Source organism: Desulfitibacter alkalitolerans DSM 16504 (genome assembly GCF_000620305.1).
In the GTDB taxonomy this organism is placed as follows: domain Bacteria; phylum Bacillota; class DSM-16504; order Desulfitibacterales; family Desulfitibacteraceae; genus Desulfitibacter; species Desulfitibacter alkalitolerans.
Window position 1 is genome coordinate 57,095 of sequence record NZ_JHVU01000026.1, and the last position, 26,862, is coordinate 83,956.

General features: G+C 38.8%; 28 protein-coding genes. 6 read left to right on the forward strand and 22 right to left on the reverse strand.

All coding sequences use genetic code 11. From position 1 onward, the window contains the following. Window positions 1-216: 216 nt before the first annotated feature. The 10 genes from K364_RS0103935 to K364_RS0103980 form a co-directional block, all read right to left on the reverse strand. A complete protein-coding gene (locus K364_RS0103935) occupies window positions 217-960 on the reverse strand; it encodes a Crp/Fnr family transcriptional regulator (protein WP_169734735.1) in 744 nt (247 codons plus the stop codon). 138 nt (window positions 961-1,098) lie between these two features. After that, entirely contained in the window at window positions 1,099-1,737 is a 639-nt protein-coding gene (gene hisIE / locus K364_RS0103940) for a bifunctional phosphoribosyl-AMP cyclohydrolase/phosphoribosyl-ATP diphosphatase HisIE (RefSeq protein ID WP_028306926.1), read from the reverse strand. Further along, complete coding sequence (gene hisF, locus K364_RS0103945; RefSeq protein WP_028306927.1) at window positions 1,737-2,492, reverse strand: imidazole glycerol phosphate synthase subunit HisF; 756 nt, start codon at window positions 2,490-2,492, stop codon at window positions 1,737-1,739. Before hisF ends, hisIE begins: the two co-directional genes overlap by 1 nt. Beyond that, the gene (gene hisA, locus K364_RS0103950; RefSeq protein ID WP_028306928.1) at window positions 2,492-3,226 is read right to left on the reverse strand and encodes a 1-(5-phosphoribosyl)-5-[(5-phosphoribosylamino)methylideneamino]imidazole-4-carboxamide isomerase; all 735 of its coding nucleotides are present in this window, start codon (window positions 3,224-3,226) and stop codon (window positions 2,492-2,494) included. The genes hisF and hisA overlap by 1 nt, the downstream gene beginning before the upstream one ends. Next, window positions 3,227-3,829: an imidazole glycerol phosphate synthase subunit HisH gene (hisH, locus tag K364_RS0103955; RefSeq protein WP_028306929.1), complete on the reverse strand. Its 603-nt coding sequence runs from the start codon at window positions 3,827-3,829 to the stop codon at window positions 3,227-3,229. A 14-nt stretch (window positions 3,830-3,843) separates the two neighbouring features. Continuing rightward, window positions 3,844-4,434, reverse strand: coding sequence for an imidazoleglycerol-phosphate dehydratase HisB (gene hisB / locus K364_RS0103960; RefSeq protein WP_028306930.1), 591 nt, complete (start codon window positions 4,432-4,434; stop codon window positions 3,844-3,846). 14 nt (window positions 4,435-4,448) lie between these two features. Then, complete coding sequence (gene hisD / locus K364_RS0103965) at window positions 4,449-5,723, reverse strand: histidinol dehydrogenase (protein WP_028306931.1); 1,275 nt, start codon at window positions 5,721-5,723, stop codon at window positions 4,449-4,451. 2 nt (window positions 5,724-5,725) lie between these two features. Beyond that, entirely contained in the window at window positions 5,726-6,409 is a 684-nt protein-coding gene (gene hisG, locus K364_RS0103970; protein WP_028306932.1) for an ATP phosphoribosyltransferase, read from the reverse strand. 43 nt (window positions 6,410-6,452) lie between these two features. Continuing rightward, entirely contained in the window at window positions 6,453-7,634 is a 1,182-nt protein-coding gene (hisZ, locus tag K364_RS0103975) for an ATP phosphoribosyltransferase regulatory subunit (RefSeq protein ID WP_169734736.1), read from the reverse strand. 84 nt (window positions 7,635-7,718) lie between these two features. Beyond that, window positions 7,719-8,030, reverse strand: a complete 312-nt coding sequence (locus K364_RS0103980) for a YerC/YecD family TrpR-related protein (RefSeq protein WP_028306934.1) — start codon at window positions 8,028-8,030, stop codon at window positions 7,719-7,721. A 263-nt stretch (window positions 8,031-8,293) separates the two neighbouring features. Here K364_RS0103980 and K364_RS0103985 point away from each other — a divergent pair, with 263 nt between their 5' ends. Beyond that, a complete protein-coding gene (locus tag K364_RS0103985; protein WP_028306935.1) occupies window positions 8,294-8,473 on the forward strand; it encodes a YgaP-like transmembrane domain in 180 nt (59 codons plus the stop codon). Window positions 8,474-8,738: 265 nt separating this feature from the next. Here the strand turns inward: K364_RS0103985 and K364_RS0103990 are convergent, their stop codons facing one another. The 9 genes from K364_RS0103990 to K364_RS0104035 form a co-directional block, all read right to left on the reverse strand. Next, window positions 8,739-9,980 carry an IS4 family transposase gene (locus K364_RS0103990; protein ID WP_028306936.1) on the reverse strand — a complete coding sequence of 414 codons (1,242 nt, stop codon included), beginning with the start codon at window positions 9,978-9,980 and terminating at the stop codon, window positions 8,739-8,741. 242 nt (window positions 9,981-10,222) lie between these two features. Beyond that, the gene (locus K364_RS0103995; RefSeq protein WP_028306937.1) at window positions 10,223-10,891 is read right to left on the reverse strand and encodes a GntR family transcriptional regulator; all 669 of its coding nucleotides are present in this window, start codon (window positions 10,889-10,891) and stop codon (window positions 10,223-10,225) included. Window positions 10,892-10,920: 29 nt separating this feature from the next. Next, complete coding sequence (locus tag K364_RS0104000; protein WP_028306938.1) at window positions 10,921-11,916, reverse strand: isocitrate/isopropylmalate dehydrogenase family protein; 996 nt, start codon at window positions 11,914-11,916, stop codon at window positions 10,921-10,923. A gap of 61 nt (window positions 11,917-11,977) precedes the next feature. After that, window positions 11,978-13,903: an aconitate hydratase gene (locus K364_RS0104005; protein ID WP_028306939.1), complete on the reverse strand. Its 1,926-nt coding sequence runs from the start codon at window positions 13,901-13,903 to the stop codon at window positions 11,978-11,980. Window positions 13,904-14,020: 117 nt separating this feature from the next. Next, window positions 14,021-14,818: an HAD family hydrolase gene (locus tag K364_RS0104010; RefSeq protein WP_051533795.1), complete on the reverse strand. Its 798-nt coding sequence runs from the start codon at window positions 14,816-14,818 to the stop codon at window positions 14,021-14,023. 117 nt (window positions 14,819-14,935) lie between these two features. Beyond that, on the reverse strand, window positions 14,936-15,724 hold the full coding sequence (locus tag K364_RS0104015) for a PhzF family phenazine biosynthesis protein (protein ID WP_028306941.1): 789 nt from the start codon (window positions 15,722-15,724) through the stop codon (window positions 14,936-14,938). Window positions 15,725-15,933: 209 nt separating this feature from the next. Then, entirely contained in the window at window positions 15,934-16,731 is a 798-nt protein-coding gene (locus K364_RS0104025; protein WP_028306942.1) for a nitroreductase family protein, read from the reverse strand. 58 nt (window positions 16,732-16,789) lie between these two features. Continuing rightward, a complete protein-coding gene (hisS, locus tag K364_RS0104030; protein ID WP_028306943.1) occupies window positions 16,790-18,100 on the reverse strand; it encodes a histidine--tRNA ligase in 1,311 nt (436 codons plus the stop codon). A 171-nt stretch (window positions 18,101-18,271) separates the two neighbouring features. Then, window positions 18,272-19,054 (reverse strand): 4Fe-4S binding protein, encoded by a 783-nt coding sequence (locus K364_RS0104035; RefSeq protein WP_035267886.1) that lies wholly within the window; start codon window positions 19,052-19,054, stop codon window positions 18,272-18,274. Window positions 19,055-19,163: 109 nt separating this feature from the next. Between K364_RS0104035 and K364_RS0104040 the strand changes: the two genes are divergently transcribed. From K364_RS0104040 to K364_RS0104060, 4 genes are all read left to right on the forward strand, one after another. Beyond that, window positions 19,164-19,526 carry a DUF3221 domain-containing protein gene (locus tag K364_RS0104040; RefSeq protein WP_028306945.1) on the forward strand — a complete coding sequence of 121 codons (363 nt, stop codon included), beginning with the start codon at window positions 19,164-19,166 and terminating at the stop codon, window positions 19,524-19,526. A gap of 216 nt (window positions 19,527-19,742) precedes the next feature. Next, a complete protein-coding gene (locus K364_RS27520; protein ID WP_264175342.1) occupies window positions 19,743-20,033 on the forward strand; it encodes a CC/Se motif family (seleno)protein in 291 nt (96 codons plus the stop codon). 118 nt (window positions 20,034-20,151) lie between these two features. Continuing rightward, window positions 20,152-20,679, forward strand: a complete 528-nt coding sequence (locus tag K364_RS0104055; protein ID WP_028306947.1) for a DUF8052 family protein — start codon at window positions 20,152-20,154, stop codon at window positions 20,677-20,679. Window positions 20,680-20,696: 17 nt separating this feature from the next. Further along, window positions 20,697-22,310, forward strand: coding sequence for a carbon starvation CstA family protein (locus K364_RS0104060; protein ID WP_028306948.1), 1,614 nt, complete (start codon window positions 20,697-20,699; stop codon window positions 22,308-22,310). A 236-nt stretch (window positions 22,311-22,546) separates the two neighbouring features. On the opposite strand, the gene K364_RS0104065 is transcribed toward K364_RS0104060, so the two are convergent. Together K364_RS0104065 and speD are read right to left on the reverse strand one after the other, a co-directional pair. Continuing rightward, complete coding sequence (locus K364_RS0104065) at window positions 22,547-23,005, reverse strand: pyruvoyl-dependent arginine decarboxylase (protein WP_028306949.1); 459 nt, start codon at window positions 23,003-23,005, stop codon at window positions 22,547-22,549. 26 nt (window positions 23,006-23,031) lie between these two features. Beyond that, window positions 23,032-23,859 (reverse strand): adenosylmethionine decarboxylase, encoded by an 828-nt coding sequence (gene speD / locus K364_RS0104070; RefSeq protein WP_028306950.1) that lies wholly within the window; start codon window positions 23,857-23,859, stop codon window positions 23,032-23,034. Between the two features lie 334 nt (window positions 23,860-24,193). Here speD and K364_RS0104080 point away from each other — a divergent pair, with 334 nt between their 5' ends. Continuing rightward, window positions 24,194-25,435, forward strand: a complete 1,242-nt coding sequence (locus tag K364_RS0104080) for an IS4 family transposase (protein ID WP_028306951.1) — start codon at window positions 24,194-24,196, stop codon at window positions 25,433-25,435. Window positions 25,436-25,782: 347 nt separating this feature from the next. On the opposite strand, the gene K364_RS0104085 is transcribed toward K364_RS0104080, so the two are convergent. Beyond that, window positions 25,783-26,850, reverse strand: coding sequence for a LysM peptidoglycan-binding domain-containing protein (locus K364_RS0104085; RefSeq protein WP_028306952.1), 1,068 nt, complete (start codon window positions 26,848-26,850; stop codon window positions 25,783-25,785). Between the last annotated feature and the right edge of the window lie 12 nt (window positions 26,851-26,862).

Consider the following 26,862-nt stretch of genomic DNA (forward strand, 5'->3'; position numbering starts at 1 on the left):
AAAAGATTATCATATTATTTTTGGTGCATATGTAACCGATATTACATTTGCTTCAATTTTTGCTCATAAATATTAAGCCTTGTTTAAATCCATTGGTTAAAATTACCCAGTAATTTAAAACTCCCAGTAATGCAGTAAATGCAGTAAATATAAAAGAGAGGGCATCCATGGGGCCCTCTCCTTAAACATTTGCTTATGCAAATCTTTATTTTTTTGCTACCTTTCACTGCAGCTTGAATCAAAGGCAATTTCTTTAAGCCTTTCCTTATATTTACTTTTGATAATAATATTTTCGTATTTATAATCTAAAACGCCTATTTTTTTTAAGTATGACAAACTTTTAGTAACAGTAACACGATGAGATGATAAAATATCGGCAAGTTCTTGATGAGTTAGTTGAATTTGTATATCCTGCTTGAAACCACTATTTTTTTCTTCATAACAATAAATGCTATATAGTATTCTGCAAACGCTTTGCAGGATATTGCGCATACATTTATCTTCGAGTTGAACTGCCAGCATCCTTGCTTTGATTGCAAGGGACTTTATCAGAAATAGATTAACTTCAAAATCCCTTTTCATTATATCCAGCATTGTATCTTTATCATAAAAATACAATTCACAATCCTCAGCTGTAACTGTTTCAAACAATGCAGGCTGGCCATGAAGGACAAACTGCTCACCAAAGAAACAACCCTCTCCCACTATAGAAAATGTTTTCATGGTCCCATCCTTACCAATTAAATAGCTTTTGACCCTGCCTTTTTTGATAAAATATATGCCCTTTATATTTCGACCTATTTCATGTATACACTCACCCTTTTTTCTTAATCTCTTTTGTCCTAAATAAAGGTACTTTTCCATAATGGTGGTGTCTACACCTTCTGCTTCCAATATATTTTTTTCAAACATAACAGATGTGGTCATGTGTTCGATTAGTTCTTTTACTTCTTTATCCACATTTTCACCTACCATCATTGTTTGCCTAGTTAAGTGTATTTTATCATTTTTTTTAAGGGCAAGCCAGAGGGACAAGCCAGGGGGACGGTTCTTCTGGCTGGTAGCCACACTAGCCAGAAGAACCGTCCCCCTGGTTGGTTATCTTCTTTTGTTTAGTTCGGATGCCAGATCATCAACTGTCAATTCATGGTATGCAAGGAGCACAAGCATATGGTAAATAAAATCTCCACACTCATAGATAATTTCTTCTTTGTTGTTGTTCTTTGATGCTATGATAATTTCTGCAGCTTCCTCGCCAATTTTTTTTAGGATTTTATCCTGACCCTCATTGAAAAGATATGTTGTATAGGACTTCTCCGGGCGTTTTTGCTGGCGGTCAAGGATAACCTTATATACTGCATTTAATGTTTCCCCCAGCCTTTCCCTACTAACTTCTTTTTCTGTGGCTGTAATCTTATTATGAAAACAGCTCTTTTGCCCTGTATGACAGGCAGAGCCCCTTTGTTCAACGTGTATTAAGAGACAGTCCCCGTCACAATCATAGGATACATCTAAAACCTTCTGTTTGCTGCCTGAGGTTGCACCCTTGTTCCAAAGTTCCTTCCTGCTTCTGCTATAAAACCATGTATACCCTGTATCCAGGGTCTTTTCTAAAGACTCCCTGTTCATGTAAGCCATCATTAATACTTCCCCAGAGGTTTTATCTTTTATAATAGCAGGTATAAGCCCATTACTATCAAATTTTAGACCATCCAGGATGCTTTTAATATTATCCATCACCTGACTGTCACCCCCTGGCTTTTAAGATATTCCTTTACCTGATTTATGGTATATGTACCATAGTGAAACAGGGAAGCAGCCAGCACAGCATCAGCCTTGCCCCTGGTTAGGGCCTCTCCAAAATGCTCTAGAACACCTGCACCCCCTGACGCTATAACAGGAATGTTGACTGTTTCACTGACCCTGCGGGTAAGTTCCACATCATATCCATCCTTTGTGCCATCCCTATCCATACTTGTTAAAAGAATCTCGCCTGCACCTAATTCTTCAACCCTTTTAACCCAGCTGAGAACATCAATCCCCGTGGGTGTACGTCCTCCATTTATGTAAACCTCCCATTCACCTTCCCCAGCAGACCTGGCATCTACTGCAACAACTATGCACTGGGTACCAAAACGCTTTGCAGCAGTTTCCACAAGGCTTTCATCCTTTACAGCTGCTGTATTTAATGAAACCTTATCAGCACCGGCAGCTAAAAGCATTCGAATATCCTCTATAGTTCTTATGCCTCCGCCTACAGTAAAGGGGATAAATACTTCCTCAGCTGTTCTTTTTACCACATCATAAATTATATCCCTTTCCTCATTAGAAGCAGTGATGTCCAAAAATACAAGCTCATCAGCACCCTCTTTATCATAGCGTGCAGCCAGCTCTACAGGATCCCCTGCATCTCTTAAATTAACAAAATTGACACCTTTAACGACCCTGCCTTTATGAACATCGAGGCAGGGGATTATTCTCTTGGCTAACATTATAATTCTCCTCCAGCTATTTTTATTGCTTCTTGTAAATCAATATCACCTGTGTAGAGGGCTTTCCCAATGATTAACCCCTCCACTCCTATACCCTGAAGTTCTTTGATCTTTTTAACATCTTCAAGGCCTGCCACTCCACCTGAGGCAATTACCTTTAGGCCTGTTTTTTCAGCCATCTCCCTTATTCCTTCAATATTGAGCCCCTCTAGAGTTCCATCCCTTAAGGTATCAGTATAAACAACCCTTTCTAATCCCATTTCTTTCATTTCCCGGGCAAATTCCAGGGCAGACTTCTCCATAACTGTTTCCCAACCATCTATTGCTACCTTGCCCAGCTTGCTGTCAAGGCCTAAAACAATGGCATCACTCCCAAACCTCTCTACAGCAGCTTTAACCATCTGGGGATTTTTTAAGGCGGCTGTTCCAATAATAAGTCTAGTTAATCCCAGGTTTAGATAGTATTCTATTGTTTCAAGGCTGCGAATCCCTCCCCCTAACTGGACAGGAATATTAACCCTGGATATTATCTCCTTGATAACCTCTAAATTTTTTGGCGATCCTGAAACGGCTCCATCCAAATCAACCAGATGCAGGAACCTGGCACCCATCTGCTCCCATTTCAAGGCCACCTCCCACGGTTCTGTAGAGTAAACAGTTGCTTCCTTCATATCTCCCTTGTACAAACGGACGCATAATCCATCCTTTAAATCAATAGCCGGCAGTACTAGCAATTATATCATCTCCCCGAAGTTTCTAAGTATTTTCTGTCCAAGGGAACTGCTCTTTTCAGGGTGGAACTGGATTCCCATAACATTGTCCCTTGCTATAATAGAGCAGTAATCAATTCCATAATGGGTAGAGGCTGCAGCATATTCTTCGTTATCTGGTTTAACATAATAGGAATGGACAAAATAAAAATAGCTGTTATTTTTAACTCCAGATATCAGCTTATGGTCCCTTTTTATTGTAATGGAGTTCCAGCCCATATGAGGGACTTTTACTATGGAGGGTATCTTTAAAACCTGTCCTTCTATTATTCCTAGTCCATCATAGAAACCATTTTCTTCACTAACTGTCATAAGCAGCTGCATTCCAAGGCAGATGCCCAGCAAGGGCTTCCCCTCTTTAACCACATGCATAATAGCATCAACCATTCCACTGGTTTTAAGGTTCTCAATGGCATCGGCAAAGGCACCGACTCCAGGCAATATAATACCTGAAGCTGCTGCAACCTTTTCAGGATCAGAAGTAATCTCAGCTTTATAACCTACGCCTTCCAGGCTTTTTTGGACGCTTCTTAAGTTTCCCATACCGTAATCTATTATTGTAATCATTTTCATGCTACCACCTACTCTAGAATTCCTTTAGTGGATAGAACAGAAGCTTGACCTTCATTTATTTCCCATGCAGCACTCATACTGCGGGCTAATGCTTTAAATATTCCTTCAATAATGTGATGGGTATTATGCCCAGCAAGCTTATCCACATGCATGGTTATGCCGCCATTAACCGAAAGGGCACGCAGAAATTCTTCAACAAGTTCAGTATCAAAATCACCTACCCTTTCTTTTAGTCCACATACCCTATAGGCCAGGTATGGCCTTCCGCTAAAATCCACCACCACCCTTACAAGGGCATCATCCATTGGCACATAGCTGGTTCCATATCTCTTAATACCCTTTTTGTCACCCAGGGCTTCTTTAAGTGCCTTGCCAATACATATACCTAGATCTTCAATGAGGTGGTGAAAATCAACGTGCAAATCCCCAACTGCAGATATTTCCATATTGCAGCCACTATGCCGGGCAAAGAGTTCAAGCATATGATCAAAAAAACCCATGCCAGCTGTTCCAGTTAATAAACCCTGTCCTTCCAGACATATTTTCACTTTAATATCTGTTTCACCAGTTAGTCTTTCAATAGTTCCTGTACGGTCCATATATACTCACACCTCTATTCTAATCTAACCCTAACTGAATTAGCATGGGCATCCAAGCCCTCTATTTCAGCCAGATCTATTATCCTTTGACCCCATTGCTTTAAATTAGCTTCAGTATAGTAAATAACACTGCTCTTTTTAATGAATGTATCCACTGTAACAGGTGAATAGAACCTTGCTGTACCCCCTGTGGGCAGAATATGATTTGGGCCTGCAAAGTAATCTCCTACAGGCTCAGGACTGTAAGCTCCTACAAATATTGAGCCGGCATTTTTAATTCTGCTGAGAATATCAAAGGGGTTATCTACCAGGAGCTCCAAATGCTCTGGTGCATAGGCATTAGATACATTAACAGCTTCATCTATATCCTGAGCCAAGACTACTGCTCCATAATCAATGAGGGATTTTGCCGCTATTTCATTACGGGATAGCCCTGCCAGCTGCAGCTTCAGCTCTTTTTGGACTTCTTCTATTAACAGCTCACTTGGTGTAACTAATATTGAGGAGGCCAGGGTGTCGTGCTCTGCCTGGGACAATAAATCGGCAGCTATATAACGAGGATTTGCATTTTTATCAGCAATTATCAAAATCTCACTAGGCCCTGCCAGCATGTCTATATCAACCACGCCATATACAAGCTTCTTGGCCAGGGTAACAAAAATATTCCCAGGACCAGTAATCTTGTCAACTGGCTGAAAATCCCTGTCTCCATATGCCAGAAGCCCAATGGCCTGTGCACCCCCAACCTTGTATACAGCAGTTACACCTACCTCTTTTGCTGCTACCAGGGTATAGGGATTTACTGTTCCATCCCTGGCAGGTGGTGTTACCATGATGATATCCTTTACTCCTGCAACCTGAGCTGGAATAGCATTCATTAATACTGATGAAGGGTAGGCTGCAGTACCCCCTGGCACATAGATGCCTGCCCTCTCAACTGGATTATATATCTGCCCCAACAAATTTCCATCCCTATCCTTTTCCAGCCAGGATACCCGTTTTTGCTTTTCATGGAAATCTTGAATTCTAGCGGCAGCCATATTAATATTTTCTATATAGCTCTCTCCTACTTTTTTATAGGCATCAAGGAATTCTTCCTCTGAAACCTTTAATGCTTCCCTTGTCAGCTTGATACCATCAAACCTTTCAGTATATTTAAGCACTGCATCTATTCCATTATCTTTTACATCCTGCAAAATAGCGTCCACATCCGACATGAATTTATTTTCATCACTTCTTTTTTGCTGCATTAATTCTTGCAGCTCTTCTAATGTAAGAATTCTTAACATTTTCACTGGCTCCTTTTGTTTACTTGTTCATAGCATTTTGCAGCTAGATCCTGAATTATAGCATTTTTTATTCTATAGCTAACCCTGTTGGCTATTAGCCTTGCTGTGGCCTCAAACATCTCTTCTACAGCTATAAGGTTATTTTCCTTTAAGGTTCTGCCTGTTGACACAATATCAACAATGAGATCGGCAAGGCCTACTGTGGGAGCAAGCTCTATATTACCATGGAGCTTTAAAACTTCAACTTGAATCCCCTTTTCCCTAAAATAGTTCCTGGCAACCTGGGGAAATTTTGTAGCCACCCTTGCGTTATTGAAAAAAGCTAGATCAAAGCAACCCCTGGCATCCCTAATCCCCTCAACTACTCCTTGTGGTGCTGCAACGACAAATCTACAGTACCCAAAGCCCAAGTCAACCAGTTCAAATACATCTGCTCCAGATTCCTCCAGAGAATCCTTGCCCACTATTCCTATATCTGCCGCACCATATTCAACATAGGTTGGAATATCAGTTGGACGGCAAATAAGGTATTTAACTTTTTCCAATGGAAATTCATATACCAGCTTTCTAGACTCTGTATCAACATTTTCTGACGGATAACCAACCTTTGAAAAAATATCTAATGCCCCTTGACCAAGCTTACCCTTTGGCAAGGCAATTATTAACTCCTCTTTATGTGTACCCATGGTTAGCACCTTCTTTATATCAGTTATTAATATCCCATTTAATCTACAGCAGTTTAATGATATTCTTTATTCTTCTTTCAATGGCATAAGCCTCTGCCTCTTGTTCCGTAAGGTTCATCAAGTCTACCTCCACAACATAGCCCTTTGAACGAAGAAGTTTTGCTTCCTTAATAACTTCATGCTCGATGCTTCCACAAATTAGATAGTCTATCTCTGGTTCCTCTGCCAGATTGCCCTCTCTGCATAAAGCCTCAAGAACCCTTTCCACCCCTATAGCAAATCCAGTTGCGGGGTTAGAATTACCGAAGCTGCCCAGGAGCTTGTCATAACGGCCTCCACCACAAATTGGAAAACCCAGGCGTTCACTATAGCCTTCAAAGACGATGCCTGTGTAATAGTCAAAATCCCTTAAAATACTAAAATCCACAAACACCCTCTGGTCTACCCCATATGCCTTTAATGATGAAGCAAGACCTTCTAAATCCTTAATGGGTTTTTCAAGTTCTGGGGCAGCTACAAGGGACTTTAAGTTTGTTACAGCCTGGTCCAGGCTGTTCTGAGTAGTTATCACCTTGAAAATGTTCTCTTCAATTGATTGTGTTTTGAAGTTTAAAAGCTTTGCAAGCTCCACATAATTTTTGCGGCTTAGAGCTTGTTTTATTCTCATTGCCCTTTCAACATTATCAGTACCATTTAACTGCTTTAATAAGCCCTTGGTAATTTCCATATGACCTAGCCCAATCTGAAAACCCTGCAGACCTGCTGTTTCAAGGGCTGCCACAGCCAGGGCTATTATTTCACCATCTGCTTTTGGTCCCTTGGGGCCAATAAATTCTACCCCAGCCTGATAAAATTCCCTATGGCGGCCTTTTTGTATCTCACTTTCATAACGAAACACATTGGCTAAATAAAAAAGCCGCTGGGGTAACTTTTGGTCCTTCATTCTTGTCGCCACCAGACGAGCTATGGGAGATGTCATATCGGGCCTTAAAGCTAAAATGTGTCCTCCTCTGTCAACAGTTTTTAATAAACTAAGAGTATCTACTCCAACATTCATTGTTAAAGTGTCATAATACTCAAAGCTTGAGGAGACAATTTCTCTATAAGCCCAGCTCTTAAATAGATGTATCCATTTTTCCTCTAAATACCTCTTCTTATATGCCTCTTCAGGCAAAAAGTCTTTAAACCCTTCAGGAACCTGAAGTCTATTACTAAAAATATTCAACACAATCACCTTCTACCATTTTAACGTAATAAAACATTAAAGCAATGTTAACATGAAAGGTTAAAAAATGTCAATTGTTTTTTATTATTCCCTGCTTTTATTCTTGTCTTTTAATCTATCCAAAATTAGCCTGTAACCGTCTGCACCATAGTGAAGACATTTCTTTACCCTGCTAATTGTTGCTGTACTGGCACCAGTAGCCTCGGTTATATCTAAATAAGTAGCATCAGTTTCAAGCATTTTTGCTACTTCGAGTCTTTGGGCCATGGATTTTATCTCACTAACGGTACATATATCCTCAAAAAATCGGTAGCATTCTTCCTCATTCTCTAACAGCAAGATAGCCTCAAAAAGCGAGTCTGTAAATTTGTCTTTTAACCTTGTATTATAGGTCATTTTAAAATCCCCCTATTTTGTGTTGTTTTGTATTTTCTACATTTTATCTTAATCTCCTCCATGAGGAAGTGAAGTATGTATCACTACTTTAAAATTTTCACATATTAAAGCACCAAGATGTATATGAAGGTTTTTTATTATAGTATGTATCCTTTAATGTTCATAATTGTGTTCTTGGTATATAAGTAAGTTTTATGGAGAAAATATATGTAGATCATACTTACTGATAGTGTAAAATAGCCAAGAGAAGAAAGGATTTTAATATGACTATTAAGATTAAGTATAAAAAGAACCTTGCTGCCTGGGACAGGGCACTTAGATTTGGTATAGGAGCATTTCTCCTGGTCCTGGCAACTGTTAATCTTGGTCTGCCTGTGGTTACGAATTTAATAATTGCATTGGTTGGAATTTCTCAAATTATTGAAGGCACCATTGGTTACTGACTAGTCTACGATTTAATGGGTTGGTCAACCCGCAAGCTGTAGTTTAAATTTAAATAGAAGAAAATTTTCAAGATAATTATTTTATATTTTAAATCAGTAGTGTTGCATAAAAATTTTCTAACATTGTCAAACCCAGAAAATAGCAATAATTAACTATGGATAATTAAGCTAAATATGTTTAAATTTAACAATTAAATTTCCTGATCAAATTGCCAAAAAGGCGAAGTAAGGGGTAGTCCTTATCCACATTTTGACAGTATGCGCTTTACAGTAGTACTGGGTCATAAGTAAGATCATCTAAATGATCTGATTCGCCTGCTATAACCTGCCTTAGAGTCATTTTGTAAGTTAGTTCGTGGTCAATTTTTCGTCGCCCCTTCGAGGTCCGCTTAGGTTTTCGATGAAGCTTGCGAATAAATGTACTAAATGCTTCTAATAAGCAAGTGATTAGCATTCTTTTAAAATTTAGCATTAAACCCTGATAGCCAGTTTTTAATTTAAGCAGCATCAGCAAGCAATGTGTTATTAGTGCTATTAGTATCTGGTTTTCCACTGCCTGGGGACTTTGCCCATAAAAGTGCTTAATGCAAAACTGCTGTTTGAGCCATTTGAAAAATACTTCTATTTGCCAGCGATAGAGGTAAATACTACTTAACTCATCTACAGATAGTTCTAGCTTATTCGTTATGATAATTATCTTATTGCCTTTACTGTCTTGTGTCTCTATAAGCTGTAGGGGATGCTCCATTTTTGTAGAGCCATCTTTACCAAGGCGTACTAGCTGATGTTTTGTTATGTTACCAGAGGTTGGATAATCTTCTATTACTTCTACTATTGCATTGCTTTTTAAGCGACTGACGAAGTAAATACCCTCTTTACAGTATGCATCAAATTTCTCATAATCAACATACGCCCTGTCAAAAACATAGATGGTTCCTTGTTCATAGATTATCATATCATCCATCATGTTTTTATCTGCAGGCTTTGCTGGTGTAACTATTGCTTCTTCTGGTATAACCACACCATTGCAGAATTCAAGTAGTAAATGAAGCTTTATCCCTGCTTTAGTTTCTCTGAATTTAGCCCATCTAAACAGGGATAAACATAAGCTTATGGTGCTAGAATCAAGTATTAGCAACCGTCCCATTTCTTGACGTATTCTATCATGACCAAGTTCTTTACCAAGTTGCGTAGTGATATTTTTGAATAAATAAGCTACTACCTCTACTGGTAGATCTCTTAATCTACGAGATATTTGTGAAGGACTAAAGGATTCACAATCAAAAGCTTCGCAAAATCCATCATTATTAAAATCATTGCTAATATCTCTTAAACTAGCTCTTTGATTAATCTGAGAATTGGCTAGCAGTTCAATAAGTTCTACTGTAGATAACTTTTTTAAATACTTATCTACCTCCATGTCTGACAGCAAATTTAAAAATTTTTCATTAATTATAGGACTAAACAGTTGCAAAAAAGTGGATTTTTTGATATCCTTGCCTTGCATTTTATAACTCCTTTATATTAGGGATTTGGCAAGGACTACCTTGTTATCTCTATTATAAAGGATTTTTTAATGCAAATACAGCAAAATATCTATTTTATCTTCTTAATTCGCAGCATTTCTTTGATTATCAAAATTTATTATAACTTGACAAATTCTAAATGTTTTTTTGCAACGTTACTGATTTTAAATAAAGAAGAGACAAGCCCAGCACTCTAGGTTTGTCTCTTAAATTTGCTAGAATTTTATTTTTCAACTACTTTTCTATGTGATACCAGGTTGTCTCTTGCACCTAAAACGTGTTTTTTCATGGCTTCTTCAGCAGCATCAGGATCACTTGCTATAATGGCGTCTAGTATAGCCCTGTGCTCCTGGAGGGCTTTTGTCAGTCTTCCAGGGACCATTAATGAATCTCCTCTAGCTTTTCTGAGAAACTGATGAAAATTAGCTAAAACAAACCTCAGGGGCTTGCTCTTGGATGCCTGGAAAATAATGCTGTGAAAGCGGGCATCTAATTCCTGAACTTGATCCAATGCACCTCTTTGTGTATAAAACTCCATAAGCTCCAATGTCTTTTTAAGCTCTTCAAACTCCTCTTCTGTGATATTTACAACTGCCCAACGAGCTGCTAATCCTTCAAGTCTTTTACGAATAATATAAATATCATCAATATCCTTTTCTGTAATGCCCTGTACGACAACCCTTCTATTTGGCAGCGGGGTAACTAAACCCTCTAATTCAAGCTGTTTGATAGCTTCTCTTATTGGTGTCCTGCTGACGCCCAGTTTCTCCGCCAGCTTGGATTCAACAAGGGTCTCTCCTGGACTATAAGTCCCGTCTAAAATGTCATCCAGCAATCGATTAAACACCATACCGCGCAGTGAGTTCTGGTCTCCCCCGCCAGTATATTCCATTCTACTAGCCTCCTTGGTTGATATAACCCTTATAGTTTTGCCATAATTGCTTCGGTAATCTCATTTGTTGAACTGCTGCCGCCAAGATCACATGTAATAAACTGTCCCTCCAATAAAACCTGATCTACAGCAGTTCTAATTCTTTGACTTATATCTTGATATTTTAAATAGTCCAACATCATGCAGGCTGAAAGTAGAAGGGCTATAGGATTAGCCTTATTCATTCCGGCTATATCAGGAGCACTTCCGTGTACGGCTTCAAATACAGCAGCATCGTCACCAATATTGGCTCCAGGTACTAGTCCTAATCCTCCAACTAGCCCAGCTGCTAAATCAGATAGTATATCGCCATATAAGTTAGGCATCACGAGAATATCAAAGCTTTCTGGAAATTGTACCAACTGCATGCACATATTGTCAACTATTTTTTCTTCAAATTTTATTTGAGGATAATCCTGAGCGGCTTCCTTGCAGCACTCTAGAAATAACCCGTCTGTCAGCTTTAAAATATTGGCTTTATGCACAGCAGTTACTTTCCTTCTATTATACATTTTAGCATATTCAAATGCAAAGTGTGCTATTCTTTTAGAGGCATCAGCAGAAATAATTTTTATTGCTTCTGCCCTACCCTCTTCAACCTGTCTCTCTATTCCTACGTAAAGGTCTTCAGTATTTTCTCTGACAACAACAAGATCAACATTTTCAAATCTGGTCCTTACATTAGGTAAATTTTTGACCGGTCTTAGGTTTGCATAAAGGTTTAGTTCTTTTCGTAACGTTACATTTACACTTTTAAAGCCCTTTCCTACAGGTGTGGTAATAGGGCCCTTTAAAGCAACCTTATTTCTTTTAATGGAATCCAGTACTGCAGCTGGCAAGGGGGTTCCTTCCCTTTCAATTACTTTTTCTCCTGCCTCTACTTTCTCCCATTCCAGGGGGGAGCCTGCAGCTGCCAATATCCTTAATGTAGCCTCCATTACCTCTGGCCCTATACCGTCCCCTGGTATAATAGTAACTTTTTGCATGTCATCACCCTATTCTTTTATTTGTATTTAATTACCTCTACTTATGCTTGTACTTAGGCTGCTAGTTACTCCTGGTAGTAAAATTCAACAGTCCACCTGCCAGCAAAATCTCCTTCTGTCTAGGTGTAATATCCAGTATTACAGAAATATTAAACCCTTTGGTTTCATTCACTAGTATGCCTTTTCCATTCATTACCAAGGATTGGACGTCCTGGGCATACAAAACATCATTTATGCTTATATCTTCCATGTCTTCTGGTCTCTCAAAGGTTAAAGGTAAAATGCCAAAGTTAATTAAATTGGCCTTGTGTATTCTTGCAAAGGATTTTGCTATGACTCCCTTTATCCCAAGGTATAAAGGAGCTAGTGCAGCGTGCTCTCTGCTTGATCCCTGACCATAGTTGTCACCGCCTATAATAAAACCACCCTTGTTTTCCATTGCCCTCCTGGGAAAATCCTCATCAACAGGGGCAAAGCAGTACTCAGCTAACTTTGGAATATTTGATCTAAAGGGGAGAAGCTTTGCATTAGAAGGCATAATATGGTCTGTGGTAATATTGTCGCCTACTATAAGCAGGACCTTGCCGTTTATATTTTTTCCTAGAGGTTTAGCCTTTGGCACAGGCTTGATATTAGGCCCCCTTACCACTTCCACAGTTGATGGGTCTTCTGGTGGCTTGATTATCATACTGTCATCTATGGTGAATCTTTCTGGGTAATCTATATTTACCATTTCTCCCAGGGTTCTTGGATCAGTTAAGTAACCTGTAATTGCTGCAGCAGCTGCCGTCTCTGGGCTAGCTAGATAAACTTTGGCAGTTTTTGTTCCACTTCTGCCTTCAAAATTTCTATTAAAGGTTCTTATTGAAACAGCATTATTTGCAGGTGCCTGCCCCATTCCAATGCATGGTCCACAGGTGCACTCTAGTATCCTGGCACCTGCACTAATAAGGTCTCCTAATGCTCCATTATCAGCCATCATTTGCAAAACCTGTTTGGAACCAGGAGAAATAACTAAACTAACCTCTGGATGCACTTTTTTGCCCTTAAGGATTGCAGCAACCCTCATTAAATCTGTATATGAAGAGTTGGTACAGCTTCCTATGGCAACCTGATCTACCTTGAGGTTTTTTATATTTGTTAAAGGAACTACAGCGTCTGGACTGTGCGGCTGGGCAACTAAAGGCTCTAGCTCAGAGAGATTAATATTTATAACTTCATGGTAGCTTGCATTTTCATCTGCCTGGAGGGAAACCCATTCCCCTTCTCTTCCCTGGGCTTTAAGAAACCTTAAGGTCTCTTCATCGCTGGGAAAAATAGAAGTAGTAGCACCCAACTCTGCGCCCATATTTGTAATGGTAGCCCTTTCTGGAACTGAAAGATTTTTAACACCTTCTCCTGCGTATTCAAAAATCTTTCCTACCCCTCCCTTTACTCCAAGCTCCTTAAGGAGATGAAGGATAACGTCCTTGGCTGAAATCCAGGGCTTAAGCCTTCCTGTCAATTCAACTTTTACCACCTTGGGCATGGTCAAGTAATATGGGCCTCCAGCCATGGCTACTGCAACATCTAATCCCCCAGCACCCATGGCAAGCATACCCATGCCGCCAGCAGTAGGAGTGTGGCTGTCAGAACCCAGCAGGGTTTCCCCAGGAACGGCAAATCTTTCTAAATTTACCTGATGGCAAATGCCATTTCCAGGTTTGGAAAAATACACCCCGTGCTTGGCTGCCACTGTTTCAATGTATTTGTGATCATCTGCATTTTCAAAGCCTGTTTGTAAAGTATTATGGTCAATATATGCAACAGATCTTTTGGTTTTTACCCTGGAAATCTCCATGGCCTCCAGCTGTAAATAAGCCATGGTTCCTGTTGAATCCTGAGTCAAGGTTTGATCTATTCTGAGGCCAATTTCTGTTCCTGTATTAATATTATTACCCTCAACTAAATGTGATTTAACAATCTTTTCAACAATGTTTAACGCCATTTTTTAACTCCCCCATACTATTTAAATAATATGCAAGTATTTCTGCATACAATTATACATTGTTTTTAAGGATTAAGTCAACAAATGCTGGCAATAAGCTGGCAAAAGACATTGTTATCAGCAACATCTTTCCTTAAATAAGCCTAACAGCTCACTTATTCTACGTATTTCACAGTCTGGTTTAACCCCTTGCATCCGGATACTGCCCTCATGATTTATCCATACGGAGGTTATGCCCACGCCATTGGCTCCAGCTATATCTCTTGCCATACTATCACCTATCATAACTGCTTCCTGTGGAGATACCCCTAGCTTTGTTAGGGCCTCCATGAAGATTTTTGGTTTGGGCTTGCCAACCCCAACCTCTCCAGATACCACAATAACCTCAAAATACCTATCTAGATTGGCTTTAAAAACCTTTTCTCTTTGCAGGTCAGGGGCTCCATTGGTTATCATGGCTAATTTATAATTCTTTTTTAACTCCTCCAGGGTTTTTTCCACCCCCGGAAAGGTATAAAACCTTTCCTTCCTTTCTTTTTTGTACCTTTCACCTAGTTTAACTGCCAGGGCAAAATTATTAATGCCAAGGTCTTTCAAAGCATTTAACCAGGCTTCTCTTCTATATACCGGGCCCCACTCATGTAAAGCAGCAAGCCTTGGATCCTCCCCCTGAAATTCCGCACACAGGGCTTCCGTAAAGCTTATTTGTATATCGTCACAGTAATCAAATAATTCATAGTCTGTCCATAGTTTCTTTCCATGAAGTAAAAGCGACTGAAATAGAGCCAGCAAATCCACCTGCTTCAGTTCAGATATATTTTCACATGCAGCATAAAATGCTTTCCTTGTTGCCTCTTCCTCTACTATTAAAGTGTTGTCTAAATCAAAAATAATGGCCTTCTTTTCTTTAAGCACAGCCTCTAGCAGCTCCTTTACAATTCCTTTATAAAACTTAGGTCATCATGGGCGTCTGGCGAGAAATTTGAATGCACATGCATATCTGCTATTAAATCCACAAGCATATTCACCTCTCTACGCGGTCAGCTCTCCTTTAAGCACTGTTACAGCCCTGCCCATTAATAGTACTCTCTCACCTTCTACACTAACCTTAACAACGCCAGTTCTCCTGGAAACCTGCAGCCCTGTTAATGGATTTTTGTCAAGCTTTTGCTTCCAAAAAGGCCCGAGACAGCAGTGGGCAGAACCAGTAACAGGATCTTCATTAATTCCTACACCTGGCGCAAAATACCTTGACACAAAATCATAACTTTCAAGCTTTGACTTGCTTGTAACAATAACACCTCTATATCCTAGTATCCTACCAAGTGAACTAAAATCTGGTGCTAAACCCCGAATAATATCCTCTGACTCATATTCAAACAGGTAGTCCAAGCGGTTTCTGCCTATATATATGGGCTTAGCTCCAATTGCTTTCACAATCTCCTCAGGGGGGTCTGTTTCCTTCTCAGGTTCAGCAGGAAAGTTAAGCTCTATCCATTCCCCCTTTATTAAGGCAGTCAAAAGACCACTTTTGGTATAAAACCTGGCCTGCTGGTCTAAATTTAAGTATCCATTTTCCCACAAGGCATGGGCACTAGCCAGGGTGGCATGGCCGCATAAATCAACTTCTGCTGCAGGGGTAAACCAGCGCAAATTATATCCGTCTTTTTCTGGATATAAAAAAGCAGTTTCTGATAGATTCATCTCCTGGGCAACTGCCTGCATCCATTCTTCATCCATTATTTCATTTAAAATGCATACAGCAGCAGGATTTCCTTTAAAAGGCTCTTGGGTAAAAGCATCTACCTGATATATTTTCATTAGGGTTCTCTCCCTTCTTATATTACAAATGAAAGCATTCTAAGAACTTCAAAATAATCATGGGATTCAAATATTATATTATGTGGTGTAACCTGCTCAGATCCAGGATAAAAGGAAGCCTTATAGACTTTGCTTGGTTCAACTATGCCAACAAGTTGGCACAAGTTTCACTGAATGTGCTTCAAATGGAACCAAAGCTCCACCTAAAGCTAGGAGTTCTTTTTATATATTGCCACGTCAGGATCTGTTAGATACTCCCAGCTGCCCTTTACACCAGCATACATTGCTCCTAATTCCAAGTGAAGCATGGCAATCCCACAATCAAGCCTCCTTGAAATACCCCTGGTATCCCTGGGTGTATCTATAGACACCTTTATATAGCTATCCCCTACAGAGAATCTCCAGGGCTGCCTGTTTACTGCAGATGGAGCTAACCTGGCAGCCTCTAAAGCCGTCTTTTTCCAACCTTCTAGGCTATAAGATGCTTGTTCTAGTAATAGGTTGCTTAAATCCTTTCTTTTTTTGCTTGAAACCATGCTGGACATTAATTTCTCCTGGATAGAGTATTCTTGCTTTACATAGCCAATTGGTGAAACAGCCAACACCCTTTCGTTACTCTCTAAATAAATCTGATTAGCTACTGCCTCTGGTTTAAAAAAACCTCCCACCCAACATGTTGCTAAATTCAAGGCAGTTGCTTCTAGAATTACTCCTTCCCCAAGGTAACCCACCTTTTCCTGTACATTTGGGTCATTCATATTACCCACAAAAGCAACATAGGCAGGTGCACCAGTAATCTTTCCATAAGAGCCTACAATACCCTTAAACACCTCATGAGGGTTTTGACTTACAACAACAGCTTGTACTCCTGAAATACTGCTGCTTAAAGCTGCACAAACCTTTTCTAATTGAGCCAGGGAATCATGGGAGATATTATCACTTAAAAAATTTCTTCTGGATTTTCTTGTAAATATCGCCTTATACCATTTTTGGACAGGTAATATCAAATTTACTTTCCTCCTCTATAATCTTTAATTTTCCTTGAGATGAATTTTGGTACTACTATTATTTAATCTTGGCAATTATTTCTGAAATAGTAAGGGTATCCTGTTCCCCACTCTTCATGTCTTTAAATGTCAGCAGATTACTTTTAACTTCATCACTACCTATAAGAATTACATAAGGTATACCAAGCTTGTTGGCATAGTTTAGCTTCTTGGCAGTTTTGGTGTCTTCAACATATACTTCTGAAATAATGCCGTTATCTCTCAATTCATTAGCTGCCTTGATGCAGTATTCAAAATCCTCATTAATTGGGATAACCAAAACCTTTGATAGGGTTGCGGCCTCAGGCTGGATTATGTTGGCTTCTCTTAACTGATAAAAAAGCCTCGTTAACCCAATGGATATGCCAACACCAGGGAGCTTTTGGGTTGTATAGTATTCAGCAAGATTGTCATACCTGCCCCCTGAGCAGACGCTTCCTATTTCTGGGTAGTCATTTAGTATGGTTTCATATACTGTGCCAGTATAGTAATCCAGCCCACGCGCTATTCTCAAGTCAATTGCATAGTTTTTTTCAGGCACATTAAATGCTTTTATGTACCGGACAACCTGAGCAAGCTCTTCCAATCCTTCTTTAAATATGTTATTGGAAATGTTTAAAGTTCTTAAAGCCTCAATAATCTGTGAGTTGCTTCCCCTGATTCTAATAAACTCTAGAAGCCGTTGAATGGAAGCCTCACTTAATCCAAGGTCTTTAAGCTCTTTAATTACTGAATCTTGTCCAATTTTTTCCAGCTTATCTATTATTCTTAAAACTTCTGCTTTATCCTTAATGGCAAGTTCATCAAAATAACCATTAAGAACCTTCCTGTTGTTGATCCTAATTGTAAAGGAATCAAAACCAAGATCTTTAAAGGTTGAATAAATTACACTTGGTATTTCCGCATCGTTGAAAATACTCAGTCTGCCATTACCAACAATATCTATATCGCACTGATAGAATTCTCGAAATCTCCCCTTCTGGTTTCTTTCACCTCTGTACACCTTGCCAATATGGTATCTGCGAAAGGGAAAGGTCAAGGAAGAAAAATACTGGGCCACATAGCGTGCCAGGGGAACCGTAAGGTCAAATCTTAATGAAAGGTCCGTATCCCCCTTCATGAAACGATAGATTTGTTTTTCTGTTTCTCCCCCACCCTTGGCCAAAAGAATTTCGGACTTTTCTATTACAGGTGTGTCAATGGGAATATAGCCATACTTCTCAAAATTAGCTCTAATTTTATCCAGCATTTTATTGAATAGGATTTGATCTCCTGGCAAAAGCTCCATGAAGCCTGGCAATATTGATGGCTTAACTATAGAGTTACTCATTGCTTTCCCTCCATCTTTATTAAATACTATTTTGTATTGATTTTATGAAAAACAGCATATACCCATGGGTTATTAATGATTTTAAAAGGTTATTTCTTATTTTCTCTAACAGTTTAATGCAAACTTAGATTTTTGTCCAGAATTAGCCATAAATATGGAGGTAATGGTCACTTAATCTATTTTTTTGGGAATTAGATTTTCACAGGGCACGCCTGTCTGACATTTGCCACACCCATATCTAGGTTTATAGCGAGGCAGTATAATTTCATCTATATATTTTGAACATAAATCGTGGTCTTTGCCGTCCTTTGAAATTGCCAAAGCCGGACACCTTTTTATGCAGGCACCACAAAAATTGCAGTACTCGTATATATCCTTATACTGTCTTTGAGTATATGGATATTCAACAGTTGTAACAACACTGCCTAACCTTCCGGCACAGCCCATTTCCGTTATAAAGGATTTGCCGAGATTAAAGGTTCCTAACCCTGCAATGAATGCAACATGCCTTTCTGACCAGCTGCTTCTTTTATTTAATACGGTAAAGCGTGGATCCAAAGCCGGGTATATGGCTTTGCCACCCATGGTTTCCAATTCTCTTACTAAATAGCTGGCCAGAGCATTGTTTAGTGCCTGGCCCTCAATCCTTCCATAGAGCCACTCAGTGGATGGGAGTTCCCTTGAGACCCTGTTGGATTTTCTAACACCATGGCTAAAGGGAAGAAAGTATGATATTACTGTCCGAGCTCCTGGCAGCCACTGCTCAGGTTCAATATGATGCAGACCAATAATGTCTTCTTCCTTTAATTTCTCAAAAAGCTCATCCCTGGGATTGGCAAAGCCAAATAGTGGTCCCTCAAATATCTGCAGTTTGTCTAATTCTTCTATATAGTTCATAGGATTATTAAGGATAAAATCAACGGCCTTTGTAATGATATTTTCTGCCCTTTGCATAATGGTATTCCCCCTTATGGATTAGTTTTAATAATTTATGGAACCTACAGGCTTTTTTCCTCGTCTAATAAACATAAGTAACAAACAAGAATTAGAGGAGATGATGAGAATGAAAAACAAGATTGTTGCCTTGGTTATATTAGTAATTCTACCTTTAATAGTTATTTCCTGTTCTTCAAAACCAGAAAAGGACCCTGACATTACAGGTATAATTTACTCAATAACTGAACAATCAATTTTAGTGGTGGAGGGTATTGTTGATTTGAATACCAGCTATGATGAATGGTTTGAGCAGGGCAAGCTGGCAATTAGTTTTACCGTCAATGATAAAACTATAATCAAGCAGGGGAAACAAAAATTAACCTTTGATGATCTGGAAGAGGGGCAAATGGTCAAGGTATGGTCTACCGGTCCACTGGCAGAGTCATACCCAATGCAGGGCACTGCAAGGGAAATCTTTATACTTGACTGAGGAAATACAACAACTGACCTTCACACACAGCTAGGTCAGTTTTTATGTATTTATTGGAGTTTAACTAATTCTTCTGAGAATAACTATTCTTCACTTAATTTACTTAATTTTTCTCGTCTATAACATTAATATATGGTATAAGTATTAGTACAGTTAGATATTGTTTGTTTAATTATATGCCTTAGACATGTTTTTTTGGGGAAAGGAGGTGCTAACGTGAAAATAATTATTGAAGAAAAAGCAATGGATTATATCAAGAAACTAGGAGGCAAAATTACCATTAACTGCATGAGAATCGGCAAGGGATGACATGGCGGCATGAGAATGCCTACCGTGGAAGTAGGTGAACCCCAAAAAAGTAAAGACAACTATAAGATAATAAATGTTGAGGAAGTTATAGTATACATTTCTCCCTCACTGGTACCTGTAAAAGATGAGATCAGCATTTTATTAAAAGGCTTTTGGTTTATGAAAGATCTTGTTGTCATCGGTTTTAAGTGTGAATAATTTCTCCAAATTTACTGAAATTTTTTGAAGGAATATTTACAGGTTGTGCCGAAATAAAATTAACACTAAAATTAGTTTTGCAGCATTTTTAAACAAATTAAACTATGGTGGATTTATCATGGATAAAAATATGTGTCTAAACAATCTTAGAGAACTATTCCAGAGATATCATGATCTAAAAGAGCCCCCATATCTTTCTGAATTAGAAATGGACTTATATGCCCATTTTTACCAGACAAATCAAAAATACTTTGGAAGCAAAAAAATAACTCTCTGGCGCCTAGATAACGAAGAGCACTGTTTTGCAAAATATTTTGAATATACTGACATGTTTTGTCTGAATCAGATGGTGGAAGCATTAAAAATCGCTTTAGATAAGCTGGTTAAACCCCATCCAGATCATATGAAAACAGTAATTACTGGGGTGATTGTTACCAGCCGCAAGGTTCCAGCAGAGGTAATTAGGGCAATCAAAAAATTTAATTATAAAAAAGTTTTCAAACTATACTTGTTTGGCTGGGCTGAAATAAGATTAATTGTAATAGATTTATCATCTAGCCAGGTAATCTGCAACACTTCAGGAAAGGAGGTGCAAAAATTTTTTGAAGGCTTGTTTATAGATGATAAATATAACATGATACCATAAAGGAGGTTAAGTAAACAGTGAGCGCATTAGTGCTGATTTTCATTGGTATTGTCTGCTTCTTGATAGCTTACATTGCTTATGGTGCATGGCTAGCTAAACAATGGGGAATTGACCCCACTAGAAAAACTCCTGCCTGCTCCAAATATGACGGTGTAGACTACTGTCCCGCAAAAGCTCCTGTGCTTTTGGGACACCACTTTTCATCCATAGCCGGAGCAGGGCCTATAGTTGGACCAATAACGGCCAGTATTTTTGGTTGGGTCCCTGTAGCCTTGTGGGTCATCATAGGATCTATCTTTGTTGGAGGAGTGCATGACTTCGGCTCCCTTTTAGCATCAGTTAGACACGGGGGAAAATCAATAGGTGAAGTAATTGAGGTTAACATAGGAAAAACAGGGAAGAAGCTCTTTGCCCTGTTTGCCTGGCTAACCCTTATCCTGGTTGTGGCTGCATTCCTTAATATTACAGCCAACACCTTTGTATCAGTTCCCTCAGCAGGAACAGCCTCTATACTGTTTATCTTTTTAGCAATGCTGTTTGGCTTTGGTTTAAACACCAAAAAATTTGGTCTGGGGCTGGGAAGTGTTATTGGCATAGCCTTGCTTTTACTATGTATCTATATAGGCCAGATCTTCCCTCTGAGCCTGCCATTTACTACCTGGGCTTACATCTTAATATTTTATATTTTTGTTGCATCGGTAATGCCTGTATGGCTGCTGCTGCAGCCCAGAGATTATTTGAACTCCTTCCTGCTTTACGCTATATTAGCTGGAGCTGTTATTGGTATTATCATCTTAAATCCCACCCTTGAGCTTGCTCCTTACAAGGGCTTCTATGTTAATAACATGTACCTGTTCCCCATGCTCTTTGTAATAGTAGCATGCGGTGCAATTTCAGGCTTCCATTCATTGGTTGGTTCCGGGACCACATCCAAGCAGTTAGAAAGTGAAAAGGACGCAAGACTTATAGGTTACGGCTCTATGATGATAGAGGGTGTTTTAGCACTTGTTGCCTTGATCACTGCTGCCTATATTATTGGACCCAGACTAACAGAGTTGCTGCAAGGCGGACCTATTAATGTTTTCGCTGATGGTATTGGTTACTTTTTAACATCCCTTGGCATAAGCCATGCGGTAGGTAAGCAATTTGGCGCTTTAGCATTATCGGCATTTGCTTTAACTACCCTGGATACTGCTACCCGTTTAGGACGCTTTATCTTCCAGGAGTTTTTTATGGAGGCTGGCAAAGAAGAATCTGTTATGACCAACCGTTTTGTGGCCACAGGCATCACAGTAGCCCTGGGTGGAACCCTGGCATTCTACGGCTGGAATATAATCTGGCCAATGTTCGGTTCGTCTAACCAGCTTTTAGCAGCCCTGGCACTTATTACAGTGGCTGTGTGGCTAAAAAAGTCTGGCAAAAACTATATAATGTTAGTAGTACCAACAATATTCATGTTTGCAGCAACCCTTACAGCCATTTTCTTCCTGGTACGCAGCAACTTTGCTTCAGGAAACTATATTCTGGTGGTATTGGGAATTGCCCTATTTGTACTGGCTCTAGTTCTAATTAAACATGCAGTTACATCTCTTTCAAGTAAACCTCCCACCGATGCAAATCTTAAAGCGTAAAAGGTATGGCTAGATGGAGATATGAAAAAAGCAAAACTGACCTTCACACTCTGAAGGTCAGTTTCTATTTGTTCCACTATCAGAGAGTATAACTTTTAAATGTAGATAGTATAAGTGCCCCAAAGGGACTGGTATTTCTACGCATTAAAAATGCTAGAACTACTGACGCAACTAAGGCTTTCGCTGACGCCAAAAGGCTTGGCGAAAGCCAAGTTTTCTTTATAATAAATGTTTAATTAAAACCACATGGGAACTGCAGCAACAGCACAGCCAATTTTCTTAACAGTGTGTTCAACACATGAAACTGATATGTCCTTTAACTCCATTTCCCTCATCTTAAAGGATTCCTTAACCATTTTAATTATTTTCTCTTCAGCTTCATCCTTGCTCATTTTGCCAACCAATTCCATAATTACCCCAATAGAATCCTTGGTTCTGCCAACTGCCACTGCCGCAGCTATGGTAACACCTGGTTCCGTTGAAACTATTGAACCATAGGCAGTTGGCACCAAGCCACCTAAGGGCAGTTCTAGTTCAGCACAGTACTGGGCACCTGGTGGCAGAATACTGCTGACCTTTAAAAGGTTTATATTTCCAATGCCCGCCTTTAAAAGGGCTCCATCAAACGCAGTTAACTCCGTTGCACCTTCTGAACTTCCACTAGTTAAAAAATATTTCTTTGGAACTGGTAACATTTTAATCCCCTTTCCATTGAATTCTTTTATCCTTTAAACTTGGCTATATTTCGACCATAATATATCTCCAACATTTCTTTTTTGATTCTCTGCTTGATTTTTTTCTTTTCTAGTGATTGCAGGTCTTTTTTGGCAACTCCAAATAGATAGTGGTCCAGGTCAAATTCTTTCAAAATCATCTTGGTATGAAAGATATTCTCCTGGTATACGTTAACGTCAATCATCTGATACATTTGTCGGGTTTTACCCGTCATAAAATTCTGAATGGAGTTTATCTTGTGATCCAGAAAGTACTTTTTCCCATTTACATCACGGGTAAAGCCCCTAACCCTGTAGTCTATGATAGCTATGTCTGGTTCGAAACTGGTTATTAAGTAATTAAGGGTTTTTAGAGGTGATATTTCGCCACAGGTGGATACATCTATATCAGCACGAAAGGTACTGATACCTCTATCGGGATGGCTCTCAGGATATGTATGAACAGTTATATGGCTTTTATCCAGATGACCTACAATTGCTTCAGATGCGGGACCTGGCGATTCATTATCATATATTTTAATGCTGTCATCACATATAACCTGGTTTTCTGCAACAAGCATTGTAACACTAGCCCCTTGTGGCTCATAGTCCTGGTTAGCAATGTTAAGAACATTGGCACCAATTATTTTAGCCACAGTGTTCAAGATATGGACCAGGCGATCGGCGTTATATTCTTCATCAATATATTCTATGTATTCCTGACGCTGCTCAGGGGTCAGTGCGTAGCATATATCATAAAAATTGAAGCTTAGTGTCTTTGTAAGATTATTAAAACCATAGAGCTTTAATTTCTTGTTAATAGGCTTTATTTTCATATTTACCCCTTTCCAAAAGAAGTACTTCTTTTGCCTTAAAAATATTTTGTGGTATACAAAGAAAAGTATACATGTTTTTCAATAAACCAACACCAAATTATATTTTACTTTATTGCCCAGACCAGAAAATTCGTCAATTTTTAATGTTTATCTTCAGTAACGTTGCAAAAAAACATTTAGAATTTGTCAAGTTATAATAAATTTTGATAATCAAAGAAATGCTGCGAATTAAGAAGATAAAATAGATATTTTGCTGTATTTGCATTAAAAAATCCTTTATAATAGAGATAACAAGGTAGTCCTTGCCAAATCCCTAATATAAAGGAGTTATAAAATGCAAGGCAAGGATATCAAAAAATCCACTTTTTTGCAACTGTTTAGTCCTATAATTAATGAAAAATTTTTAAATTTGCTGTCAGACATGGAGGTAGATAAGTATTTAAAAAAGTTATCTACAGTAGAACTTATTGAACTGCTAGCCAATTCTCAGATTAATCAAAGAGCTAGCTTAAGAGATATCAGCAAGGACTTTAATAATGATGAATTTTGCGAAGCTTTTGATTGTGAATCCTTTAGTCCTTCACAAATATCTCGTAGATTAAGAGATCTACCAGTAGAGGTAGTAGCTTATTTATTCAAAAATATCACTACGCAACTTGGTAAAGAACTTGGTCATGATAGAATACGTCAAGAAATGGGACGGTTGCTAATACTTGATTCTAGAACCATAAGCTTATGTTTATCCCAGTTTAGATGGGCTAAATTCAGAGAAACTAAAGCAGGGATAAAGCTTCATTTACTACTTGAATTCTGCAATGGTGTGGTTATACCAGAAAAAGCAATAGTTACACCAGCAAAGCCTGCAGATAAAAACATGATGGATGATATGATAATCTATGAACAAGGAACCATCTATGTTTTTGACAGGGCGTATGTTGATTATGAGAAATTTGATGCATACTGTAAAGAGGGTATTTACTTCGTCAGTCGCTTAAAAAGCAATGCAATAGTAGAAGTAATAGAAGATTATCCAACCTCTGGTAACATAACAAAACATCAGCTAGTACGCCTTGGTAAAGATGGCTCTACAAAAATGGAGCATCCCCTACAGCTTATAGAGACACAAGACAGTAAAGGCAATAAGATAATTATCATAACGAATAAGCTAGAACTATCTGTAGATGAGTTAAGTAGTATTTACCTCTATCGCTGGCAAATAGAAGTATTTTTCAAATGGCTCAAACAGCAGTTTTGCATTAAGCACTTTTATGGGCAAAGTCCCCAGGCAGTGGAAAACCAGATACTAATAGCACTAATAACACATTGCTTGCTGATGCTGCTTAAATTAAAAACTGGCTATCAGGGTTTAATGCTAAATTTTAAAAGAATGCTAATCACTTGCTTATTAGAAGCATTTAGTACATTTATTCGCAAGCTTCATCGAAAACCTAAGCGGACCTCGAAGGGGCGACGAAAAATTGACCACGAACTAACTTACAAAATGACTCTAAGGCAGGTGATAGCAGGCGAATCAGATCATTTAGATGATCTTACTTATGACCCAGTACTACTGTAAAGCGCATACTGTCAAAATGTGGATAAGGACTACCCCTTACTTCGCCTTTTTGGCAATTTGATCAGGAAATTTAATTGTTAAATTTAAACATATTTAGCTTAATTATCCATAGTTAATTATTGCTATTTTCTGGGTTTGACAATGTTAGAAAATTTTTATGCAACACTACTGGTTTATCTTACAATAAAGCAGAGTTTTCCATATAAATATACACTAATTACAGCTTTATTAAAAGAGTTTTTAGTAATTATCTAATAAGACAATAAGGTCACAGAAAAGCCGCCGTTATTTTTTCGGCGGCCTCTCATAGTATTCTCTTATAGTATTGTCTCATAGTATTGGTTTTGTTATCTGCCGGCAGCTATACGCACATTTTTTTGATGAGCCAGGCTGGGTGTATTATCCTTATGCCGATGGCTATTTAGAAAGTGCACGCAAAAATGACCATTAAAATTGTTGTTTTTGATTTCCTGAATAGAGTGGGGCATACCATTTGCTGAAGCTGCTATTTTACGACCTTTCACTTCTACTATTACAGGTCTTTCCGCCCAACTCCATTTTCCACCCCATACTTCACTCATAATTTTGGTATCTGCTGCTGTTAGAGGTTCCACGTCTGCGTGGAAAGCTCCATAGGAACGAATTACCTTCCAGCTTTTTTTAGTGTAAAAGTCAGTTATTGTTGCCACTGTTCCAATGGGCCAAACATATTGAGCCTCTGTCCACCAGTCTAAAAGCTCACCATGGTTTGAACTTACAGTAGGCTTGATGGGTATATTATATACCGGTACAGTTAATTTCTGCCCAACATGTATCTGATGCCTCTCAGTCAGATTATTAACCTTTAGTAATTCCTGCATGGGGATTCCATATTGGATACTAACTGTCCAAAGGGTATCTCCCCTCTGTACTGTATGTGTTGTATAAGTTACCCTGAGTCTATCATTTGTTCCTCCTCTAGACACAGAGGGTGCATCCTGCCTGGGCACATTGGAAAACTGTACTGCTGTGGGTATCTTAAGGCTTTGTCCAGGATATATTGTTGAGTTTTCTTTTAAACCGTTAATATCCATTAGATTTCTATGTGAGACTGCAAATCTTTGACTTATTAACCATGGTGTATCACCAGGCTTTACTGTGTAAAAAAAGAAACTGTGATTGTCACTAACCAGCTTTACTGCAAGACGCTGCCCACTTAAAATTATATTAGACTGTAAGCCATTTATCCTCTTTAGCGTATCAATATTAACTCCATACTGGTTGCTGATTAGCCATAGGCTTTCCCCTGGCTGCACAATATGTACCAGCCAACTAGATTGTTTACTGTCAGTGCCTGCTGTTTGTGCTACCGATACCATGGGCATTGCTAAAAGCATGGCCACAGCCAGCACTAATGTAAAGTATTTCTTTTTCAATTACATTCCTCC